At 66.2% G+C, this 20,088-nt stretch carries 20 protein-coding genes, 1 tRNA gene and 1 other RNA gene; 12 read left to right on the top strand and 10 right to left on the bottom strand.

What is annotated here, in order from left to right; genetic code table 11:
* Position 1: 1 nt before the first annotated feature.
* Together LG299_RS03430 and LG299_RS03425 are read right to left on the bottom strand one after the other, a co-directional pair.
* Entirely contained in the window at positions 2-784 is a 783-nt protein-coding gene (locus LG299_RS03430; RefSeq protein WP_404433537.1) for a DedA family protein, read from the bottom strand.
* 46 nt (positions 785-830) lie between these two features.
* Positions 831-912, bottom strand: a tRNA-Leu gene (locus LG299_RS03425).
* A 118-nt stretch (positions 913-1,030) separates the two neighbouring features.
* Here LG299_RS03425 and LG299_RS03420 point away from each other — a divergent pair.
* From LG299_RS03420 to LG299_RS03390, 7 genes are all read left to right on the top strand, one after another.
* Entirely contained in the window at positions 1,031-2,188 is a 1,158-nt protein-coding gene (locus LG299_RS03420) for a CpaF family protein (protein ID WP_404433535.1), read from the top strand.
* Positions 2,185-3,042 (top strand): type II secretion system F family protein, encoded by an 858-nt coding sequence (locus LG299_RS03415; protein ID WP_404433533.1) that lies wholly within the window; start codon positions 2,185-2,187, stop codon positions 3,040-3,042. Before LG299_RS03420 ends, LG299_RS03415 begins: the two co-directional genes overlap by 4 nt.
* Positions 3,039-3,980: a type II secretion system F family protein gene (locus tag LG299_RS03410; protein ID WP_404434785.1), complete on the top strand. Its 942-nt coding sequence runs from the start codon at positions 3,039-3,041 to the stop codon at positions 3,978-3,980. The genes LG299_RS03415 and LG299_RS03410 overlap by 4 nt, the downstream gene beginning before the upstream one ends.
* A 26-nt stretch (positions 3,981-4,006) precedes the next feature.
* Positions 4,007-4,210: a hypothetical protein gene (locus LG299_RS03405; protein ID WP_404433531.1), complete on the top strand. Its 204-nt coding sequence runs from the start codon at positions 4,007-4,009 to the stop codon at positions 4,208-4,210.
* An 87-nt stretch (positions 4,211-4,297) separates the two neighbouring features.
* Positions 4,298-4,624 carry a TadE family protein gene (locus LG299_RS03400; RefSeq protein WP_404434783.1) on the top strand — a complete coding sequence of 109 codons (327 nt, stop codon included), beginning with the start codon at positions 4,298-4,300 and terminating at the stop codon, positions 4,622-4,624.
* Positions 4,599-5,069, top strand: a complete 471-nt coding sequence (locus LG299_RS03395; RefSeq protein WP_404433529.1) for a TadE/TadG family type IV pilus assembly protein — start codon at positions 4,599-4,601, stop codon at positions 5,067-5,069. Before LG299_RS03400 ends, LG299_RS03395 begins: the two co-directional genes overlap by 26 nt.
* A gap of 59 nt (positions 5,070-5,128) precedes the next feature.
* On the top strand, positions 5,129-5,509 hold the full coding sequence (locus tag LG299_RS03390; RefSeq protein WP_404434782.1) for a pilus assembly protein TadG-related protein: 381 nt from the start codon (positions 5,129-5,131) through the stop codon (positions 5,507-5,509).
* A gap of 3 nt (positions 5,510-5,512) precedes the next feature.
* Here the strand turns inward: LG299_RS03390 and LG299_RS03385 are convergent, their stop codons facing one another.
* Positions 5,513-6,736 carry an MFS transporter gene (locus LG299_RS03385; protein ID WP_404434781.1) on the bottom strand — a complete coding sequence of 408 codons (1,224 nt, stop codon included), beginning with the start codon at positions 6,734-6,736 and terminating at the stop codon, positions 5,513-5,515.
* Positions 6,737-6,819: 83 nt separating this feature from the next.
* Between LG299_RS03385 and prfB the strand changes: the two genes are divergently transcribed.
* The 4 genes from prfB to smpB all read left to right on the top strand — a co-directional run bounded on the left by prfB (position 6,820) and on the right by smpB (position 10,570).
* Entirely contained in the window at positions 6,820-7,929 is a 1,110-nt protein-coding gene (gene prfB, locus LG299_RS03380; RefSeq protein WP_404433527.1) for a peptide chain release factor 2, read from the top strand.
* 73 nt (positions 7,930-8,002) lie between these two features.
* Positions 8,003-9,100, top strand: coding sequence for a cell division ATP-binding protein FtsE (ftsE, locus tag LG299_RS03375; protein WP_404433525.1), 1,098 nt, complete (start codon positions 8,003-8,005; stop codon positions 9,098-9,100).
* Complete coding sequence (gene ftsX, locus LG299_RS03370) at positions 9,097-10,011, top strand: permease-like cell division protein FtsX (protein ID WP_404433523.1); 915 nt, start codon at positions 9,097-9,099, stop codon at positions 10,009-10,011. The genes ftsE and ftsX overlap by 4 nt, the downstream gene beginning before the upstream one ends.
* Before the next feature lie 82 nt (positions 10,012-10,093).
* Entirely contained in the window at positions 10,094-10,570 is a 477-nt protein-coding gene (gene smpB / locus LG299_RS03365; RefSeq protein WP_404433521.1) for an SsrA-binding protein SmpB, read from the top strand.
* 6 nt (positions 10,571-10,576) lie between these two features.
* Here smpB and LG299_RS03360 read toward each other — a convergent pair whose 3' ends face one another.
* From LG299_RS03360 to LG299_RS03345, 4 genes are all read right to left on the bottom strand, one after another.
* A complete protein-coding gene (locus LG299_RS03360; RefSeq protein WP_404433519.1) occupies positions 10,577-12,034 on the bottom strand; it encodes an MFS transporter in 1,458 nt (485 codons plus the stop codon).
* A 67-nt stretch (positions 12,035-12,101) separates the two neighbouring features.
* Positions 12,102-13,394: a M20/M25/M40 family metallo-hydrolase gene (locus tag LG299_RS03355; RefSeq protein ID WP_404433517.1), complete on the bottom strand. Its 1,293-nt coding sequence runs from the start codon at positions 13,392-13,394 to the stop codon at positions 12,102-12,104.
* 59 nt (positions 13,395-13,453) lie between these two features.
* The gene (locus tag LG299_RS03350) at positions 13,454-14,119 is read right to left on the bottom strand and encodes an SIMPL domain-containing protein (RefSeq protein ID WP_404433515.1); all 666 of its coding nucleotides are present in this window, start codon (positions 14,117-14,119) and stop codon (positions 13,454-13,456) included.
* A gap of 18 nt (positions 14,120-14,137) precedes the next feature.
* On the bottom strand, positions 14,138-14,617 hold the full coding sequence (locus LG299_RS03345; protein WP_404433513.1) for a hypothetical protein: 480 nt from the start codon (positions 14,615-14,617) through the stop codon (positions 14,138-14,140).
* Between the two features lie 264 nt (positions 14,618-14,881).
* Here LG299_RS03345 and ssrA point away from each other — a divergent pair.
* Positions 14,882-15,250, top strand: a transfer-messenger RNA (tmRNA) gene (ssrA, locus tag LG299_RS03340).
* Between the two features lie 79 nt (positions 15,251-15,329).
* Here ssrA and LG299_RS03335 read toward each other — a convergent pair.
* Genes LG299_RS03335 through LG299_RS03325 form a run of 3 tightly spaced genes read right to left on the bottom strand, consistent with a single transcriptional unit; the run spans position 15,330 to position 19,998 of the window.
* Positions 15,330-16,295 carry an NAD-dependent epimerase/dehydratase family protein gene (locus LG299_RS03335; protein ID WP_404434780.1) on the bottom strand — a complete coding sequence of 322 codons (966 nt, stop codon included), beginning with the start codon at positions 16,293-16,295 and terminating at the stop codon, positions 15,330-15,332.
* On the bottom strand, positions 16,292-18,982 hold the full coding sequence (locus LG299_RS03330) for an alpha/beta fold hydrolase (RefSeq protein ID WP_404434779.1): 2,691 nt from the start codon (positions 18,980-18,982) through the stop codon (positions 16,292-16,294). Before LG299_RS03330 ends, LG299_RS03335 begins: the two co-directional genes overlap by 4 nt.
* On the bottom strand, positions 18,976-19,998 hold the full coding sequence (locus tag LG299_RS03325) for a 3-oxoacyl-ACP synthase III (RefSeq protein ID WP_404433511.1): 1,023 nt from the start codon (positions 19,996-19,998) through the stop codon (positions 18,976-18,978). Before LG299_RS03325 ends, LG299_RS03330 begins: the two co-directional genes overlap by 7 nt.
* Positions 19,999-20,088 lie beyond the last annotated feature (90 nt).

Genomic DNA, 20,088 nt, shown 5'->3' with positions numbered 1-20,088 from the left:
GCTACGCCTTCGGCGCGTCAGCGCCGTGCGTGGTGTCGGCGTCGGGGTCGATCGGGCCCCGGTCGAACACCTCGGGGTCGAGCACGAGCGCCTCTGCCTCGTCCGCATCGGTGATAACGTCCTCACCGGCAGCTTCTTCCTTCTTGGCCTTGGCACGCTCGCGGAAGTAGTGGAAGAGGGTTACCGCAGCGGTGCCGCCGACGGCGACGAGCAGGATGATGTCGATGTATTCGGTGACGAGGTCAGCGACCCACGGGATGAAGCCGATCAGGTACCCGAGCATCGTGAGGCCGAAGCCCCACAGCATCGCGCCGACGAAGTTGTAGAGCGTGTACTTCTTGCGGTCCATGTGGCCGACGCCGGCGGCGACCGGCGCGAAGGTGCGCACGATCGGCACGAAGCGGGCGAGGATGATCGTCAGTCCGCCGAAGCGAACGAAGAACGCGTTGGTGCGCTCGACATTCTTCACGCTGAATAGTCCGGATTCTTTGCGTTCGAAGACCGCCGGCCCGCCCTTGTGGCCGATGATGTATCCGACCTCACCGCCGAGGAAGGCCGCGAGGGCGATCAGCAGTGAGACGACCCAGATGTTGAAGCCGAAGATGTCGCTTGTGTTCGTGAGCAGACCCGAGATGACGAGCAGTGTGTCGCCCGGGAGCAGGAAGCCGACGAGCAACCCCGTCTCTGCGAAGACGATGAAGCAGACAACGAGGAGCGCCCACGGGCCCGCCGCCGCGATGATCGTTTCAGGATCGAGCCAGGGGATGAGTGCGAGGTTCTGCAAGGAAGTAATCCCGTCGGTCGTCGTTCGGCGGTCGTGTTCGTGCTCGTGCGGAAGGTGGGACTTGAACCCACACGCTCGAAAGCACAGGAACCTAAATCCTGCGTGTCTGCCAATTTCACCACTCCCGCGGAGCGTTCAGTCTACCGAGCCGTGAAGACGGTCGAAGTGGGGCTTTCCCCCGAGTTGGCTGGGTATGCCTGTGGATAACTTCCGGATGCTGCGGCCCGCACTTGCGAGGATCTTGTCGTGCCTCCCGCCTCCGCTCCTGCTGCTGCCGTGGCGGAGCGCGTGCGCGAACGACTGCGTGCGGAACGGCTCGATCCCGCCCGAGATCCAGAATTCGCCGCGCAGCTCGCACGGGCAGAAGTGCGTCGCCACAACGACTTCGCGCTCGCGCGCGGCGTCGCGGTCGTCGATGACGAAGCGGCCTGTGTGCGCGAAGTCCTCGCGACCGTGGCGGGCTACGGCCCGTTGCAGCCGTACCTCGACGATCCGACCGTCGAAGAACTGTGGATCAACGCGCCCGATCGGATCTTCATCGCGCGCGGTGGTGTCTCAGAGCGATTGCCGCTGAGTCTGACCGATTCAGCCGTTCGTGATCTCGTCGAGCGGATGCTCCAGGCGACCGGCCGCCGAGTCGACTTGAGCCAACCCTTCGTCGACGCCTCGCTTCCTGATGGATCACGTCTGCACGTCGTGATCCCCGACATCACACGCCGCCACTGGGCGGTCAACGTCCGCAAGTTTCTCCCCACAGTTCGCTCACTGGGGCACCTGGTTGCCTCTGGCTCGTTGACGGCGGACGGTGCCGAAATTCTTCGTGCCGCTATGCACGATGGTCGGAGCGTGCTGGTCTCGGGCGCCACCCATGCTGGCAAAACGACGCTGTTGGGTGCACTCATTGCAGCGTGCCCGCCGGAGCACCGCATCGTCACGGTGGAGGAGACGTTCGAACTCGCCGTTTCCGCGCCCGACGTCGTGTCGCTGCAGGGCCGTCAAGCCAGTCTTGAGGGGTCGGGCGAAGTGTCGCTGCGGCGCCTGGTGAAAGAGGCGCTCCGCATGCGTCCCGATCGTCTCGTTGTCGGTGAGGTTCGCGATGCCGAGGCGCTCGACTTGCTGTTGGCGCTCAATACGGGCGTCCCCGGAGCCGCGACGATACACGCGAACTCCGCGCGGGATGCGCTGGGCAAGCTCGCGGCGCTACCGCTGCTGGCTGGGCGGAACATCGATTCAGCCTTCGTGCTTCCGGCGGTCGCAGCATCCGTCGATCTCGTTGTGCACTGTGAGCGCGACGCGAGCGGGCGCCGACGGGTCGCGGAGATAATTGAGCCGCTTCCGTTCACCGGCGCAATCGACGGCGCGGCGATCGCGTGCCGGACGCTCTACGGCGGGGTGCGGCCATGACCTTTGTATGGGGAGGGATGCTGGCTGCCGGACTGCTGCTCACCCTGTCGCCCTGGTTCTGGCCCGCCCACGACCGCCCTGCGGTGTCGGTGCCGTCGGGGCGTCTTGTTCGACTGCTTGAAGAGGCCGGGCTATCGCGCGTCAGCCCGGTGGTGATCATCGGTGCCGCTATCGGTATCTCCGTCTTCGCCGCTGCCGCTGTGTGGTTGATCACTGCGGTCGCCGCGCTCACGCTCGTCGGTGCCGTCGCTGGCGGCATCGCACCCTTCGGCTGGCTGCGGATGCGTCGTTCCAGCTTGCTCAAGAACCGCCGAGCACTCTGGCCCGATGTCTGCGACCTCCTGATCGGGTCGGTGCGCGCGGGCATGTCGTTGCCCGACGCGGTGGCGACTCTCTCTGAATCGGCACCGGCCGAGTTGCGCCCTGCGTTCGCTGGGTTCGCCAGAGACATCGCCGCTTCCGGACACTTCGACTCCAGTGCCGAGCGGCTCAAGACGGCGCTCGCCGACCCCGTCGCCGATCGAATCATCGAGACGCTGCGGATGGCGCGGCAGGTCGGCGGCACCGAACTGACTCCCGTATTGCGGTCACTCGCGACGTCGGTGCGGGCGGATGCGGCCCTGCGCAGCGAGGTCGAGGCACGCCAATCGTGGATCCGTGGAGCAGCCGTGCTCGGTGTTGCGGCGCCATGGGTGATCCTGGCGCTTCTGGCGCTCCGCCCCGAAGGGGCGCGGGCATACGGCAGCCCCGAGGGTGTCGTGTTGATTCTCGCGGGAGCGGCTGTGTCGTTCGTGGCCTACCGAGTTATGCTCCGCATCGGTCGACTTCCCGAGCCGCGCCGGTGGTTCGTGTGATCGCGTTCATCGGCACCGACCTCGCGTTTGCCGTGGTCCTGGGGCTTGCATTCGGCGTGGGTGTATGCCTGGCCATGTCGGTCGCGCCGCGCTGGGGAGCACCGTCACTCTCGCGGCGCATCGCGCCCTACATTCGCGATGTCACCGATCCGCGCGGGCTGAGCCTGACCCACGCCGCATCCGCCGGGACGAACGGTGACCTGGGGGCGGTGTGGGCGGTGGGTCAGGCACGCATCGCCCGTGCTGTCGGTGGCTCGACGTCAGTTGAGCGCCGGCTGCGTCAAGCCGGATCCACGATGGATGCGGCGGCCTTTCGCGGTCGCCAGCTCGCCTGGGCGATCGTCGGGATGGCCGGTGGCGGCATCCTTCTCGTGATTCTTGTACTTGCAGGACGGTTTTCGCCCGCAATCTGGCTTCTCCCACCGGTGTTCGCTGCGGGAGCCGTGATCCTATGCGACGTTGCTCTCAGTCAGGCCGCACGGAGGCGGATCGCGCGTGTCGAGGAAGAGCTCCCGACGGTGCTGGAGTTCATTGCGCTCTGTCTCTCCGCAGGAGAAGGAATCCTCAACGCGCTACGGCGGGTGAGCGATGTCGGGTCGGGCGAGCTCACCGGCGAACTGCGCGAGGTAGTCGTCGCGGTGGGCACGGGTTCATCGCTGTCGGATGCGCTCAGCCGCTTGTCGTCCCGCCTTGAGATCCCGGCGCTCTCTCGCACCGTCGATCAACTGATTGCCGCGCTCGACCGGGGAGCACCACTCGCGCATGTGCTGCATTCGCAAGCCCTCGACGCTCGCGAAGACGCCAAGCGCCCCCTCATCGAACGGGCCGGGCGCAAAGATATCTACATGCTCGTCCCGCTTGTCTTCTTGATCCTGCCCTTGAGCGTGCTGTTCGCAGTGTTCCCGGGCATCTTCATGCTTCGCCTCGGAATCGGATGACCCGCCGGGTCAGAAAGAGAGACATCATGTTCACCTCCCTCCTTGCCCGCGCAGTGTCGCGGGTGCAACGGACCGCACTCGACGTCCACGACGACGAGCGCGGAGACGTTCCCGGCTGGGTGCTCATCACGCTGATGACGGCCGGGCTTGTCGTCGTCATCTGGGCCGTCGCGGGTCCCGCGCTCGCGGGTCTGTTCGAGCAGGCAATCTCGCGGGTTTCCGGCTTCTAGGTCGTGTGCGGCATCCGGAGCCTCATCGCGAGTGACCTCGCTGATGACCGTGGGTCAAGCCCGGTGGAGTTCGTCCTCGTGGGGACGATGCTCACCGTGCTGACCCTTGGTGTGTTGCAGTTCGGGCTTTCGGTCTATGTCCGCAACGTGGTGCACGATGCTGCGGTCGAGGGCGCTTATCACGCGGCGCTTGCCGACACTTCGCTGAAAGATGGCGCCGCGCGCACACGGGAGATCGTTTCGCGCACGGTCGGTGACGGCTACGAGACAGAAGTGGAGGTGCGTGACACGCGAGTGCTCGGGCACGATTCCGTCGCGGTGACAGTGCACGCCACACTGCCGCTTCTCGGGCTCTTAGGCGTGCCGCGTGCGATGGAGGTGACCGCTCATGCGCCGGTCGAATCCTTCGATTGAGGTCTCGGGCGACGCTGATGACCGCGGCTCTGCCGCATTGGAGTTCATCCTTGTCGGGCTCGTTCTGCTCGTCCCGATTGTCTACCTGATCGTTGCGTTGGGCATGATCCAGAGTCAGTCCCTTGGCACCGAAGCGGGTGCACGACACATTGCGCGCGCAATTTCGCAGGCAGAAAGCGCCGACGACGCTCGCCGGAGCGCGAACCTCGTGCTGGAGTCGGTCGTCGGTGAGTACGGAATGGATGCGGCAACGGTCGACTTCTCTCTCGCCTGCATACCCGCGGGTTCGGTGTGTCCGTCGGCGGGCGCGACGCTGGTGGTCACAGTTCGAGCCTCGGTTGCGCTGCCGCTCGTGCCTCCCATTCTGGGTCTTGATCAGGTCGCTCGAATCCCGGTCGAGGCGACGTCGGCCCAGAAGGTGTCGCGCACGTGGGGTACACCGTGAGGGTCTGGCGTCGGCGCATCAGCGGCACTGCGCAGGGTTGCGACGACGAGGGCAGTGTCATGTTGCTCACGCTCGGCTACGCGGTACTCGCGATCGCGCTGGTATTCGTGTGCGTGGACGCGACGAGTCTGTACCTTGCCCAGAAGCGTCTCGATTCGCTGGCGGATGCCGCGGCCCTGGCCGGTGCCGACGGCTTCACTTTCGAGGTTCAGGGTGGCGAGCCGACGGCCGCCCTGACCGCCGACGGCGTGTGGGATCAGGCTGAGGCACTGGTGAGCGTGGTGGGCGGGTCGAGCGCGCTCGTCGCTGCCGACACGCCCGATGGGGTTTCGGCGCGCGTGACGGTGGCCACGACCTGGCGGCCGCCGATCATGACCATTTTCGTGCCGGACGGCGTCGCGCTGGAATCTACGGCGACGAGCCGCACCGCCTTCGAGTGACCACTACGACGGCCGCGGCACCCAACGCCAGAAGGCCAGCGCGCCGAGGAGCGCGACTCCGCCCACGAATCCGCTGGCGATCGACAGAGAAGCCGCAGCGGTGATTCCTGAGATCAGGAGGGGAGAGATCGCGCCGCCCGCGTCGGAGAGCGTCCGCCACGACCCGAGGAAGGGTGCGGGATCGTCCTTCGGCGCTGCATCCGCCCCCAAAGTGAGCAGGATGCCGCTCGAGAGTCCGTTGCCCACCCCGAGCACTGCGGCGAGGATGCCGAACCACAGCGTGTTCTGGTCGAGGTCGTGCGTGAACGACAGCGCGACGAACCCCGAGCCCATCAGCAGCATGGCCGGCAGCGCCGCCCACAGTCGTCCGTACCGGTCCATGACCTGACCGCTGGCGTAGAACAGCGCGAAGTCGATCGCGCCCGAAACGCCCACGACCAGAGCGATCGTCTGCGCGTCGAGTCCGATCGACACACCCCACAGCGGCAGCACGACCTGGCGTGCGGAGCGCACTGCCGAGAGGGATGCCGCGGCCAGCCCCAGTCGCATGAGCACACGCCGGAACTGCCACATCGTGCGGAAGACCCCGATCCGCTCCGCAGTGGGTATGGCACCGGTGACCGGTTCGCCGGTGTCTTCGGCCACGCGGGAGTCACCGTGGCCGTTGACACTGATCTGCTGGGTTGTGCCGAACTCGTGTTCGGGGTCCGGCCCGAACACGACGAGGAGCACGGTCGCTGCGAGGCACACGCCGAAGAACCAGATGGCTGCTCGTTCGTCGCCGAAGAATGCGAGGAGCCCGGCAGAGACGAAGGGGCCGATGAACATGCCCAGCCGGAACGTGCCACCGAGCAGTGACAGCGCCCGGGCTCGAAAAGCGAGGGGAACGCGGGTGGTCATGAAAGAGTGCCGCGCCAGGCCGAAAGCGGCAGCACAGAACCCGATCATGAAGACACCGACGGCGAAAAGGCCGAGAGAAGGAGCGAGCGCGAGACCGATGACTGCGAGGATCGAGATGATTCCGGCAAGTGCCATGGTGACGCGTTCACCGACGCGCGCGACCGCCCACCCGGCGGGGATGTTGCCGCAAAGCTGACCGACGACGAGAGCCGAAGCGACCAGGGCGGCGGTCGCAAGGTCGGCACCCAACTGGGCGGCGATGACGGGGATCAGCGGGATGACGGCCCCCTCACCGAGCGCGAAGAGGACGGTGGGGCCATAGATCATCGGCGCGAAACGGCCGAGAACGTCTCGCGCGCCGATCGGCTCAGGAAGATCGGTCACGTGTATCCACGTTAGTCTGGAGTGTCATGCTTGATTTCGATCCTTCCGCCGATATCCAGGCGCTGCGCGCCACCTTCGCCGACATCCAGGCGGTGGTCGACGTCGATGCGCTCGAGGCAGAGATCGCAGCACTGAGCGAAGCGGCGGGGGCCCCTGATCTCTGGGACGACGTCGAGAAGGCTCAGAAAGTCACGAGTGCGCTGAGCCATCGGCAGGCCGACCTCAAGCGAGTCACTGACGTAGAGCGCCGACTCGATGACCTCGACGTCCTGGTGGAGATGGCCGTCGAGATGGACGACGAAGACACCGCCGAAGAGGCGCGACGCGAGATCGCCGAGCTCGAAGACATCGTCAGCCAGCTCGAAGTGCAGACGCTGCTGGACGGCGAGTACGACGAGCGCTCTGCGGTGGTGACGATCCGCTCCGGCGCCGGTGGCGACGACGCGACCGACTTCGCCGAGATGCTGATGCGCATGTACCTGCGCTGGGCCGAGCGTCACAAGTATTCGGTCAAGGTGATGGATACCTCGTACGCCGAGGGCGCTGGCATCAAGTCGGCGACGTTCCAGATCGATGCGCCGTACGCCTACGGCACACTCTCGGTCGAGGCCGGAACCCACCGCCTTGCGCGCATCAGCCCCTTCGGTTCCGCCGACAAGCGTCAGACATCCTTTGCCGCTGTCGAGGTCATCCCCGTCATGGAAGAGGCCGTTGAGGTCGAGGTTCCCGAGGGTGACATCCGCGTCGATGTGTTCCGGTCGTCCGGTCCCGGTGGCCAGTCGGTCAACACCACCGACTCCGCTGTACGCATCACCCACCTTCCGACCGGCCTGGTCGTCTCGATGCAGAACGAGAAGTCGCAGTTGCAGAACCGCGCTGCCGCTATGCGCGTGCTTCAAACCCGCCTCATGCTGCTGCAGAAGGAGCAGGAGGCTGCCACCAAGAAAGAGCTCGCCGGTGTCATCACCGCGAGCTGGGGCGACCAGATGCGGTCGTACTTCCTCTACGGTCAGCAACTCGTGAAAGACCTGCGCACGGGGTACGAGGTCGGCAACCCCGCCTCGGTGTTCGATGGCGACCTCGACGGGCTGATCTCGGCGGGCATCCGCTGGCGCAAGCGCAAGATCCAAGACTGACCCTCGGGTCAATCGTCGCCCCGAGGGTGTCGCTCTGAGCCGCGCTCGATCCGGGATCTAGGCTCATATAGCCATGATTCGGTTCGAGAACGTCACGAAACGCTACCGTGGCACTTCCAAACCCGCGCTCACTGACGTGGATTTCGAAGTGCTCCGCGGCGAGTTCGTCTTTCTCGTTGGCGCGTCCGGTTCGGGCAAGTCGACGTGTCTGCGACTGATCCTGCGCGAAGACACCCCGAGCGAGGGCCGGGTCGTCGTGCTGGGCCGCGACCTGCGCACGCTCTCCAACAGCAAAGTGCCGTACTTCCGTCGTCACGTCGGGGCGGTATTCCAAGACTTCCGACTCCTGCCGACCAAGACGGTCTTCCAGAATGTCGCGTTCACGTTGCAAGTTATCGGCTCGTCCCGCGGGTTCATCCAACAGGCCGTGCCCGAGGTTCTCGCAATGGTCGGGCTCGCCGGCAAAGAGAAGCGCTTTCCTCATGAACTCTCCGGTGGTGAGCAGCAACGCGTGGCAATCGCGCGTGCGCTCGTCAATCGCCCGCAGGTGCTCCTCGCCGACGAGCCGACCGGAAACCTTGACCCCGCGACATCCGTCGACATCATGCAGCTTCTTGAGCGCATCAATGCCGGAGGTACGACGGTCGTGATGGCCACGCACGAAGCCGGGTTCGTCAACCAGATGCAGCGCCGAGTGATCGAGCTTCAGAACGGCGAGATGGTCCGTGATGAGCGACACGGTGGGTATGGCGACACGTCGGGAATCCCGAGCCTGGCCCCGGTGCCGGTGCGCGGAGCGGCCGCGGTTGCCGCGCTCACAGCGGTGCTGGAGGTGCAACGAGCTGTCGAGGCATCCGGACCCGATGCCGTTGTGGCTTCGGCCGAAATCGAGGACGACCTTGTCGCGACGATCGCTGACACCTCCGGCGACGAGACGCCTACGTCGCTCGAGCAACCTGCGCAGAGGAGACCTGAACTCGACGAGACAGAGGCGCAGCCCGCTTCTCAGCACGAGCCCGAGAAGCCCGCACCGCGCCCCTCGACCCAGCCGATCCCGGTCGCTGATATCGCGGAAGTAGATGTGGCAGAGCTCGGCCTCGCCGACCGACTGGGTCTCGGCCCGGGGCTCGGCGAGATCGACCCCGGCGACGAAGTTGGGCCGACCTCATGAGGGCCGGCTTGATCCTCTCCGAGGCATTCTCGGGTCTTCGGCGCAACGCGTCGATGGTCATTTCGGTGATCCTGGTGACCTTCGTTTCGCTGAGCTTCGTTGGGGCCGCGATCCTCATGCAGATGCAGATCAGCACCATGCGCGACTTCTGGGTCGATCGTGCCCAGGTCGCCATCTTCATGTGCAGCGATCTGTCGACCGCGCCGACGTGCACGAACGGTGTGGCCACCGAGGATCAACTCGCCGAGATCCAGGCCAAGCTCGATTCGCCCGCGTTGGCCGCCCTTGTTCGTGACGTGACGTTCGAGAACCGCGATCAGGCCTACCAGAACGCGATCGAGCTGCTGGGCGAGGATTACGCGAGCGTCATCACACCCGACCAGATGAACGAGAGCTTCAAGCTCAACCTCGTCGACCAGCGCGACTCCACGGTGCTGATCGAGGCGTTCGCCGGTACGACGGGCGTCGAAGAGGTGCGCGACGAGATGCAGTATCTTGAACCGCTGTTCTCCGCACTGACTGTCGCCACCTACATCGCTGTCGGCATCGCTGCACTCATGCTTGTCGCCGCAGTCCTGTTGATCGCGACCACCATTCGGCTCTCTGCATATGCCCGACGGCGTGAAATCGGCATCATGCGCCTGGTGGGGGCATCCAATCGCTTCATTCAAACCCCGTTCATACTCGAGGGTGTGTTCGCAGCTCTCATCGGATCTGTGCTCGCGTGTGCCGCAGTGATCGCGGGCGTGCATTTCGGAGTGAACGGGTACCTGCGCGAGCGCATCGCCTTCGTCACGACCTGGGTGGGGATCGACGACGCCTGGCTCGTGATGCCGGTGATCATCGCGATCGGCGTGCTGCTGGCCGCACTGTCTGCGGGGTTCGCAATCCGCCGCTGGCTACGGGCTTAAGCGAGCGACTGACAGTTCTCCGCCCGTCAGATAGACTGACAGGCTGTCGTGCGCAGGGCGCGGCATCGGTCAAGGAGTCAGCATGCCCAGGGAACGCGGTGAGACGGTGGTTGCGACCAATCGTCGCGCGCGCCACGAGTACGCCATCGAGAAGACGTACGAGGCGGGCCTCGTGCTCACCGGCACCGAGGTCAAGTCGTTGCGTCAGGGACGGGCGAACCTGTCGGATGGCTACGCCTTCATTCAGGGTGGCGAGGCTTTTCTCGACTCGGTGCACATCCCCGAGTACTCGCAGGGCCACTGGACCAACCACGCCTCGAAGCGCATTCGCAAGCTTCTGCTGCACAAGGACGAGATCATCAAGCTCAGCCACGCGGTCTCGGCCGGTGGCTACACGCTCGTTCCGCTGAAGTTGTACTTCTCGGACGGCAGAGCCAAGGTCGAGATCGCGGTCGCCAAGGGCAAGCACGAGTGGGACAAGCGACAGACGCTGCGCGAGCGTCAAGACAAGCGCGAAGCCGAGCGCGCGATGCGTTCGCGCAACCGCCTCGGCGACTGACCCGCTTTAGCGAACAACCGGCTCCGTCTCGGCCTCGACGACCGCGCGGTCGGTGAAGGCCTCTTTCGGTACGAACACCAGCACGACCGCGGCGGCGAGTGCGGTGACGCCGCACACGATCCACACGGTGAAGTAGCCGCTCAGTGACCCGGCAGTGCCTTCGGCTACCGCGCCGCCAGCGCCCTGCAAGAGAGCGATGCCGAAAACGCACGATGCGATCGCGCCACCGACGGTTTTGACCGAGTTGGTGAGGCCGGTCGCGACGCCGGTTTGCGTCGGTGGGGCTGCGGATGCTGCGGCCGCTGGCAGCGCAGCGACCAGGGCTCCAGAGCCCAGTCCCACGATGACCATGTTCGTGATGAGTTGCCCGTACGTGTCGTGGAACGGCAAGAACATCAGGAACCCGATACCCACGAGCGTGGAGGCGCCGATGAGCGTGAGGCGCGGACGGGTGAGCCGCGCGATGAGCGGGAAGAGCAGGGCGCCGACGATCATCGCGATGAGATAGACACCGATGATCAGCGAAGTCGCGAAACCCGTTGTGCCGAGCCCGTAGCCGTAGACGTCGGGATCGGTGCGGGCGAACGTCGACAGGGGCGCCTGCGCACCCAGGACGCTCACGCCGAACAGGCCCGCCGTGAGGAATACCGGCCCGAGCGCGGGGGAACGGAACATGCGCACGTCGATCAGGGGGTCGTCGTGGCGGAGTTCCCAGGCGGCGAACGGCCAGACCAGCACGAGTCCGAGACCAACCAGGCCCCACGACAGCGGGTCATCGACGCCGTTGAGGCGAAGGAAGCTCAGCCCGCCGGTGAACGCGATGAGCGCGAACGAGATGAGCACGAGGCCGACCGTGTCGAAGCGGCCTCCGGTGGGTTCGGGCGATTCCTTCACCCCGAACCAGATCACGAAGAAGCAGATCACCACGGCGATCGCGGGAACCAGGAGTACGACCTGCAGTGAGAGAGAGTCGACGAGCGCACCGCCGACGAGGGCGCCGGTGATGGCGCCAGCCTCGAGGGCGGCGACGAGAATGCCGGCCGCGCGGGCGGTGATGATCGAGCGTCCGGGCATCGAGCGTGACCGAGACCAGATGAGCGCGATCTCCAGCGGAAGCCAGACGACGTAGAACCCCTGCAGCGACCACGCGATGAGGAAGACGATGAACGAATCGGTGAAGGGGAGGACGAGGGATGCCGCGGCCGTCAGCGCCGTCGAAATCAGCAGCATCCGCTTATGGCCGACCATGTCGCCGAGCTTCGCGAACGCGGGGACAACGAGCGCGGACAGCATGAGCTGCGACCCCTCGAGCCAGTTGACGTCGGCGTCGTGGATGTCGAGATGACGCGCGATGTTCGTGAGCATCGGCGTGTAGTAGCCCTGCAGAATACCGCTCGTGAACTCAACGAAGGCGAGGAAGCCCACGACACTGGTCAGGGCGCCCAGGGTGATAGCGCGACTCATCGCGGCTCCTTCAGTTTCGGGACCGGGCAGGTCGTCGTCGAGTTCTGCCCGATGAGATCGGGTGCGATCACTGTAACTTCTGCAGCAGCGCGCGATGGAACCGTTCTCCGCGTTCGAGGGCAGCAATCTCGACACTTTCATCGACGCCGTGGATCGAGCCGCGCTGCGCATTCGACATCTCGAGCGGTGCGAAGCGGTAGACCGCCGGCGAAAAGCGATGGAAGTGGCGCGAATCGGTGGCCGCCATCATCACGTACGGCACGGCGGCGACTCCGGGGTGGGACACGACCAATGCGTCCGCGAGAAGTGCGAACTGGGCATTGTCGGTTGGAGATTCGGGTGAGGGCTCGCTCGCCTCGACGACCTCGATGGTGACGAGCGAGTCGCTGATGCGACGCCGAACGCGGCGCACCGAACCCGCGACTGTTTCACCCAGTGCGATCCGCAAGTTGAGGGTCGCCGAGGCTTGCGACGGGAGCACGTTCGCCGCTGTGCCACCGGATTGCATCGTCGCGGCGATCGTCGTGCGCACCAGGGCTGCGGGGTCGCCCCCGAGCGCGGCGAAGACGCGCGCGGTAAGCGGGGGAGTGACGCTCAGGAGTTTCAGCAGGTGTCGAGCAGGCCCGGGCGTTTGCGCGGCGAGTTGCGCCAGCATCCGAGAAATACCTGCCGGTGTGCGCGGACGGAACGTGCGTGCGTCGAGCCGGTCGAGCGCTCGGGCGATACGACGCACGGCCGTCGTTGCCGGGGGTGCGGACGCGTGACCGCCCTCGCCGCGAGCGGTGAGCTTCAGGGTGAGCACGCCCTTCTCGCCCACGCCGACCATTGCTGCGCGGCCAGGAACGAACGGGAGCGGGGCGTCCACCACCGCACCTCCTTCGTCGATGACCATCCAGGGCATGATTCCCCTCTGGCGTAGAGCGGCCGCGATTGCTTGAGCCGCGGCACCATACGTCTCTTCGTTGCCGCCGAACGAGAGGTACACATCGCGCGCAGGGGTGAACCCATCGGCGAGCAGGTTCTCGACCGCCTCGAGGATGACGATGAGCGGGCCCTTGTCGTCCAACGCGCCCCGTCCGTACACCGAACCGTCGGCGATGCGTCCTTCGAAAGGCGGGTACGTCCACGCGTCGCTTTCATCGACCGGGACGACGTCGTAGTGCGCCATGAGCACGAGAGGGCCGCCGGATGCTTCTCCCGAGCTTCTCCAGTGGAACAGCAGCCCGAACTCGGTGTGTCGCTCGAGAGTGAGCGTCGAGTGGGTCAGGGGGTAGAGTCCGGCAAGAAGCGTGACGAAGTCGTCGAAGGGCTGCTGCCCTCGATGCTCGAGCTCCGCCGACACAGTCGGGAGCTGGATCATGCGCGAGAGTCGCTCGGCGATCCCTTCGCGAACCGTCACTGGGGCGGGTGGCGCGCTGATCACCGCGCTGAGAACCGCGCCTCGACACCGGCCCGAATGACGATGTCTTCGGGCTGGAAGTCCAACGCCGGTCCGCCGCCGGCTGAGTCCATCGCCATTGCACGCATCATCTTCGGCGATGTTGCGCTCTCGGGCGCAGCGTGGGTGAGCAGGCCCAAATCGGCGATCTCGAGCGCCGTCACTGTCGTGAGGCCGAGCGCCGCGGCGTACGCGTTCGCGCGCTCGACAGCGACGCGCACCGCTTGTGCGGCCACGGCGGCTTCGGTGAGCCGTGCCGAGTCGGGCGTGAGACGCCAGGTGACGCCGTCGATCTGCACCCCGTCGCGCTCGGAGACTTCGCTGATCCACCACGACAGCGCGGCGATGTCGGTGAAAGTGGCGGTCACTTCGACAGATCCGTAGTGCACGAGGGCCAACTGCTTGCCCTCGTTGTTCCACGGTCGGTTGGCCCAGATCGACACGCGCTGGCTCGACCAGTCCGCCACGCCCCCGGCGAGCTTGCGCGCGGCGAGGTCGTCGCGCAGCGGGGCGGTGAGTGCCGACATCTTCTCGACGACGGCGCCGCGTTCCGAGCTCTCTGCGCGCACCGAGAGATGAGCAACGGCTTCTTCGGGCGCGACGCGGGTCTCGTGTTCTCCACGGACTGTGACGATGACTTCACTCATGGCCTCGACCTTACGTCGTCACTCGCTTGCTTCGGGGGCTTGAACGAACTCAAGCTCCGCTTTGGTCATCGCCCAGCGCACATCGTCCCTTGTGAAGAGGTACGACTGCGCGAAGCCCTCGCTGTCGCCCCATCCCTGCTCCCCGCGCATCGCGAGGTACACACCCTCTGAAGCATCGATTCGTTCGTACCCGTCTGCTTCCAGAGCGGTCTGTGCGTCGGTCGATTCATCCGGGGCGATCGGCGACCAGGCAAGGTCGACGACGTTGTCCGTGGCGAGGTCTGGATCCTCACCCCACCTGCATGAAATCGATCCCGCGGGCGCACCATCCGGGAAGACCTCGAAGGGGTTGTGGCCGATACCCTCGCGGGGCATCGGCCACGACACCCATTCAGTCTCGGCGGCTCTTGCTCGGTACTCGGGTGTCGCGATGTTCTCGCAGGTGGGTTCGACCGCTTCGGGCGTCGGGGTCGCGCTGGCAGTGGGCGTGGGGGACATGCCTGCTGACTGCGACACGGACGCGGACGCGGACGGGCTGGGGGTACCCGTTCCCGTCGCGCACCCCGAAAAGATCGCCACAGAGAGGAGCGTTAGCACCGCAACGAGGGTTCTCAGCTTCACTCCTCGATCCTATGGCGGTGCAAAGCCGAGCGATGGGATGGCGGGGGAGCTGCATCCGTTGTAGGCTGTGATGCTCGGATGCTGCGCATCCGAGCAATGCAACTCCACAGCGTGACAGCGGTTCCTTCAACGAAGGTTCACGGGGATGATCGGTTTCGACATCGCTTGCGAATCTGCGGGAAGCGGGCCGAGGATGCAGGGTTATCTCGTAAACGACCTCTGCAAAAACATAATTGCCGATGCAAATCGCAATGAGTTCGCCCTCGCTGCCTAAGCGAGCCTGAACTCCGTGAGACCGTAGGCGTTCCCGCTACGGACCCTCGCGTCATCTAGGGGACTTGCTGAGCGGTGGCGTCTGGACGCCGCTCGGGACTCTTCCCAGGCTGGGCTTGTCGACTTAGGTGTCTGTGACAAAGGTCGGAGCCGAGTAGAACGTTCTTACAGACTGCGCCCGGAGAAGACGCAGTATCTCAGCGATGGACGGGGGTTCGATTCCCCCCATCTCCACTGCCGCTGTCACGTGCAGAAGGCCTCACTTCGGTGGGGCCTTCTTCGTGGGCTTCTCTGTGAGCCGACTTCCCCCGTGCGGTCAGGCGTAGGAAACAGCAAGGCGGCGAAGACCTTCGTCGATTGACACCGTCGGCGACCAGTCGAGCGTGGCACGCGTGTCACGCTGATCGAACCAGTGCGCCGTTGACAGCTGCTCGGCGAGGAATCGCGTCATCGGAGGCTCGTCCGTGCCCGGTCGAATCGCCCAGACACGCTCGATCGCGCTACCCGCGATGCGGGCTAGTCCGGCCGGGACGCTCCACCCCGGTGGCTTGACGCCCGCAGCCAGGCAGATGCCGGTCAGAAGCTCACCCACGGGGCGAGGCTCGCCGTTGGTGAGCACGAATGACCGACCGTGCGCCTCCGGGGCGCGATGAAGCGCAGCGACGATGCCGCTCGCGGCGTTGTCGATGTAGGTCGTGTCGATGAGCGCCGTCCCGCCGTTCAAGAGCGGGAGGCGCCCGCGCCGGGCGCGTTCGACGACGCGCCCGATCAATTGGGTGTCGCCCGGGCCCCACACGAGGTGTGGGCGGACGGCCACGACGTGCAGCGCATCCGAGTCGCGCGCGAGGGCGATCAGCTCGCTCTCGGCCTTGGTTCGCGCGTACTCGCCGCGCGCGTTCGCGGGGTCGGCCGGCTCGGCGCCGACACCCGAAAGCGCGATTCCGGCATGCGCGACAGACGGCGATGAGACTTGCACGAAGCGCCGAATGCCGGCGTGTGTGGCGGCATCCAGCAGCGAGCGCGTGCCCTCGATGTTGATCGTCTGAAAGTCCTCGGCGCGTCCCGTGAGCGAGACTTTGGCGGCGAGATGCACGACTCCCTCCACGCCGTCGGTCGCCTGGGAGACCACACGCGGATCCGTGATGGATCCGACGAAGTCGACTGCCCCGTCGACCAGAGACGGCCGGCGTTGCAGCGTCCGCACGACGTGCCCTGCGGAGACCAGTTCGGCGCCGACAGCGCGGCCGAGGAAACCGGAGGCGCCGGTCACGAGAACGATCACGGTTCCCCCGGTCTTTCCCCAGCGAGCACTCGCGTGGCCCATACCGAGAGCTTCGACCGGTCGATCTTGGAGTTGTGGCGGATATCGGTCGGGAGCTGCGGCACGGTCAGAACCGCGACCAGCGGGATCGTCGCAGCCGCACGCACGGCGGTGGTGATCGCAGAGTCGGCCAGTCCTGGCCGGGAAGTGGTCGGCAGAGTCTCGACGACCGCGACCGCTTGCCGAAGTCCATGCGGGCCGATGCCGACGACAGCAGCGCGACGGATACCGCCGACGCGCTCGATCTCCTGCTCGGGGCCGACGGGCGCGATCGGTCCGTTCTCGCTGACGATCACGTGCGGCAGCCGACCCTCGACCCACAGACGCCCGAGCGTGTCGAGATGCCCGACGTCGCCGGTACGATGCCAGCGCGTACCCGCAACGGCGGCCGCGATCGTCGTCGTCTCGCGTTCCGCCTCGCGGTCGGTGAGCCAGAGCCGGTCGTAGTGACTCTTTAGATGGGTTGCCGAGACGAGGATCTCGCCGAGCACACCGGGCTCGGGGCTCGGTGAGCCGGTCGCGCGGCCGTCCGCATCGAGCGCACTGATGAGCACGAGATTGGAACCGATAGGCGAGCCCACGCATACCCCCGAGTCGGGCGCGGTCGCCGCATCCCGAACGCCCTCGAGCGTGACGTCGGTCACGAGCAGGCACTCCGTCATGCCGTAGGGCGTGTGTGGAGTGGCGTTCGGCATAACGCTCGCGGCCGCTTCGAGCAGCGGCATGCCGATTGGGGCCCCCGTGGAGAGGAACGTCTGCACGCGGGCGAGTGCGCGGCGGTCATCGGCAGTCAGTGCATCCGCCGTCGCAACGACGTTGAGGACGGCGGCCGGTGACAGGAACACGATCTCTGCGTCGGACTCGTGCAGCGCTGCGGCGACTGCGCGCGCTGTGAGGGTCTTCGGCGCCGAGACGTCCATGTCGGGGGTGACCGAGCGAGTGCCGAGCGCCGGGCCGAGCAGTGCGAACGGCGCGAAACCCGTCACCAGACCGGTGTCGCGGGTCACCTCGAAGTGATCGGCGAGCACATCCCGCAGCGCGGCGAGCTGCCCATGCGAATAGACCACCCCTTTGGCCGGGCCCGTGGATCCGGAGGTGAAGAGGATCGCCGCGTCGTCCGCGTGCTCAGGCGCCGCCGGGAGAGGATTGCCCGCGCCCATGTCCACGAGGTCGCGCAGGCTGTAGGACACACCGAGCGCCGCAGCCGCTGCCCGCGGAAGAGGGGTGGCCGAGATCCGCGTACCCGGCCATCCCAGCACGCGGGATGCCGCGAGCCCCAGGGGCTCGCCGATGATGACGTCCGGCCACGATCCCCGCACGGCGCGCGAGAGGCCCCGGATGCCGAGACCGGCATCCGCCACCACGACGACCGCGCCGATGCGCAGGCATGCGTATACGACGGCCGACAGGGTCGGCCCCGGCGGGACGAGGAGCGAGACGCGATCACCCTTTCGCACGCCGATGCCGTGCAGTCCGGCGGCGATGCGCTGGATCCGGTCGTCGAGTTGCCGCCAGGTGACCCGCGGGGAACCGCCACGGCGCCCCGAAGACATGTCGACGATCGCGATGGCATCGTCGTTGCCACGCTCCGTGACTGCGCGCCAGATCGGCACGAACTCCGAGTATGCGGCATCCGCAGGCCGTGTCTCTGTCGACGCATCCGCTGACGGGGCCTCCCTCCCCATCAGCCGCGCGCGGGTGTCGGCGAGCCAAGACAGCACGCTGTGCGCATACTGTCGGTCCTCAGCCAAGAGGTGTCCGGCTCCTTCGAATCGATGCACGTCAGCGTGCGGAAGCCGGTCGACCAGATCGTCGAGGTAGCGATCGCCGAAGATCGGATCGTCCGGTCCCCAGAGGATCAAGGCAGGCACCTTCAGTGCGGCCACGGCGTTGGCGATCCGCTCGAGTTCGGCGTGGCTTTCGTGACGAGCATCCACGGGGATGTCGGAAACGAACCCACCTATGCCGCGACGCTCTGCGGCGGAACGATAGGGCGACCGGTATGCGGCCTTGGTATCGGCGTCCAACGCGGGGGAGGCCAAGGAGAGAGTTGTATCGAGGAAGGCGGGCGTTGCGACGGTTGACACCGCAAGGACTCCGCGCGCTCTGGCCAGCCGCAGGGGTGCGGGGATGGACACACCGTCGCGGTGGTGGATCGCTGTGTTCAACAGCATGACGGCCGAGAGGGACTCGGGGTGATCGATCGCCCAGCCGAGCGAGATGACCCCGCCCCAGTCGTGACCGAGCGTCACGACTGGGCCGCTGAGTGAGATCGCCTCGGTGAAGGCGCCCATGTCGGCGACGCGCTGGGCCAGTGGCCGGCGCACACCCGTGCGCTCGGAGAAGCCCATGTCGAGCTGGTCGACCGCGACGACGCGCCATGCTGGACCGCCGCTCTCGGCCGCGCGCACCGATTCTGCCACTACTTTCCGCCAGAGGTAGGACCACGTCGGGTTGCCATGCACAGCGAGGATCGTCCCCGCGATCGGAATGCCGAGGCGTGCCAGTTCGTCGCCGGTGTCCAGGTAGTGCCAGTCACGCGTGAGCCCGGCGTCGGCGCCGCGTCCGGGCACACTCTTGACTCGGCTGAAGCGAGCGTCGAGTCCGGGCAAGTCGGACGGTGGGCGCCCGGCTTTGTGACTCACCAGGCGAGTTCCATCATCGCGGTGTTGAGCCCCGACCCCACACCCATGAGCAGCACGCGATCGCCCTTGCGGAGTGTCGCCTGCTCTTCGACGAGTGTGATGGGGATCGAGGCCGGGCCGACGTTGCCGTATCGCGGGAACGTGATCGGCACGCGCGTACGGTCGAGCTTCGCGGCCTTGACGATCGCGTTGGCGTGAACCGACGACACCTGGTGGGTGATGTATCGGTCCATCGACGACCAATTCCACTCGGTTGCAGCTTCCTTCCAGGCGGACACGACGAGGTCGAGGCCGCCCTTGAGGAGCGCTTTCGCATCGGTGAACATGCCGTCGACGCTCCCGACGCACAGCTCATGGAACTGCGTGGCCGCGCGGGTGACGCCGCCGAGGATGCGGTGGGCCCCGGGGTGCTCGTCCGTGCGGCCGAGCACTGCCGCGGCGGCGCCGGAACCGAGAGTGAGCGAGGCGAACTCGCTCATGAACCCGTCGCGGTCCACGTCATTGCGCAGGAGTCGACGAATCGTGTTGATCTGGATGTCGTCGGCATCTTCGCCGTTGACGACGATGGCATGGCGGATCTGCCCCGACTCGATCATGCTCGCCGCGAGACTCATACCGCTCACAAAACCCAGACACGCGTTCGCGACGTCGAAGTTGATCGCCGAGCTCGGCAGTCCGAGTCCGTGGTGTAGTCGGACTGCGACAGACGGCTCGAGGTGCTTGCGTGTCACAGAGGTGTTGATGAGCAGACCGACGTCTGCGGGAGCCACTCCGGCCTCGGCCATTGCGCGCACGCCAGCTGCGATCGTGGCATCGTCTGACGACTCACCTACGTTCCAGTTGCGGCGCTCCAGCACGCCGGCGACACGCTGGAGCAATCCGCCGGGCAGCTTCAGCCGTCGGAGGGCGCCCGAAAGGCGCTCTTCGATCTCCTCCGAGGTCGTTACCCGAGTCGGCAGCGTGCTTGCGACAGACAGCAGTGAAACGTTCTCAAAGCGCGTGGTGGCATTTCCGGCCACAGGACCTCCGTTGAACGGGCTCGTCAGGCTCGGTTGCTCAAGACTCTCCATTTTACGTGGGTTCGTGGTGATTCATCCCCCCTAGACGAA

It is taken from the genome of Microbacterium lacus (genome assembly GCF_044794305.1).
GTDB lineage: Bacteria > Actinomycetota > Actinomycetes > Actinomycetales > Microbacteriaceae > Microbacterium > Microbacterium lacus_B.
This window is presented reverse-complemented; position numbering and strand designations above follow the sequence as displayed.

What these genes read in the sequence shown, in the direction of transcription:
- LG299_RS03415 (WP_404433533.1), top strand. Translation starts at nt 2,185, where the DNA reads ATGACCTTTGTATGGGGAGGGATGCTGGCTGCCGGACTGCTGCTCACC.
- LG299_RS03405 (WP_404433531.1), top strand. Translation starts at nt 4,007, where the DNA reads ATGTTCACCTCCCTCCTTGCCCGCGCAGTGTCGCGGGTGCAACGGACC.
- LG299_RS03400 (WP_404434783.1), top strand. Translation starts at nt 4,298, where the DNA reads ATGCTCACCGTGCTGACCCTTGGTGTGTTGCAGTTCGGGCTTTCGGTC.
- LG299_RS03395 (WP_404433529.1), top strand. Translation starts at nt 4,599, where the DNA reads ATGCGCCGGTCGAATCCTTCGATTGAGGTCTCGGGCGACGCTGATGAC.
- LG299_RS03390 (WP_404434782.1), top strand. Translation starts at nt 5,129, where the DNA reads ATGTTGCTCACGCTCGGCTACGCGGTACTCGCGATCGCGCTGGTATTC.
- LG299_RS03385 (WP_404434781.1), bottom strand. Translation starts at nt 6,736, where the DNA reads ATGATCTATGGCCCCACCGTCCTCTTCGCGCTCGGTGAGGGGGCCGTC.
- prfB (WP_404433527.1), top strand. Translation starts at nt 6,820, where the DNA reads ATGCTTGATTTCGATCCTTCCGCCGATATCCAGGCGCTGCGCGCCACC.
- ftsE (WP_404433525.1), top strand. Translation starts at nt 8,003, where the DNA reads ATGATTCGGTTCGAGAACGTCACGAAACGCTACCGTGGCACTTCCAAA.
- ftsX (WP_404433523.1), top strand. Translation starts at nt 9,097, where the DNA reads ATGAGGGCCGGCTTGATCCTCTCCGAGGCATTCTCGGGTCTTCGGCGC.
- smpB (WP_404433521.1), top strand. Translation starts at nt 10,094, where the DNA reads ATGCCCAGGGAACGCGGTGAGACGGTGGTTGCGACCAATCGTCGCGCG.
- LG299_RS03360 (WP_404433519.1), bottom strand. Translation starts at nt 12,034, where the DNA reads ATGAGTCGCGCTATCACCCTGGGCGCCCTGACCAGTGTCGTGGGCTTC.
- LG299_RS03355 (WP_404433517.1), bottom strand. Translation starts at nt 13,394, where the DNA reads ATGATCCAGCTCCCGACTGTGTCGGCGGAGCTCGAGCATCGAGGGCAG.
- LG299_RS03350 (WP_404433515.1), bottom strand. Translation starts at nt 14,119, where the DNA reads ATGAGTGAAGTCATCGTCACAGTCCGTGGAGAACACGAGACCCGCGTC.
- LG299_RS03345 (WP_404433513.1), bottom strand. Translation starts at nt 14,617, where the DNA reads ATGTCCCCCACGCCCACTGCCAGCGCGACCCCGACGCCCGAAGCGGTC.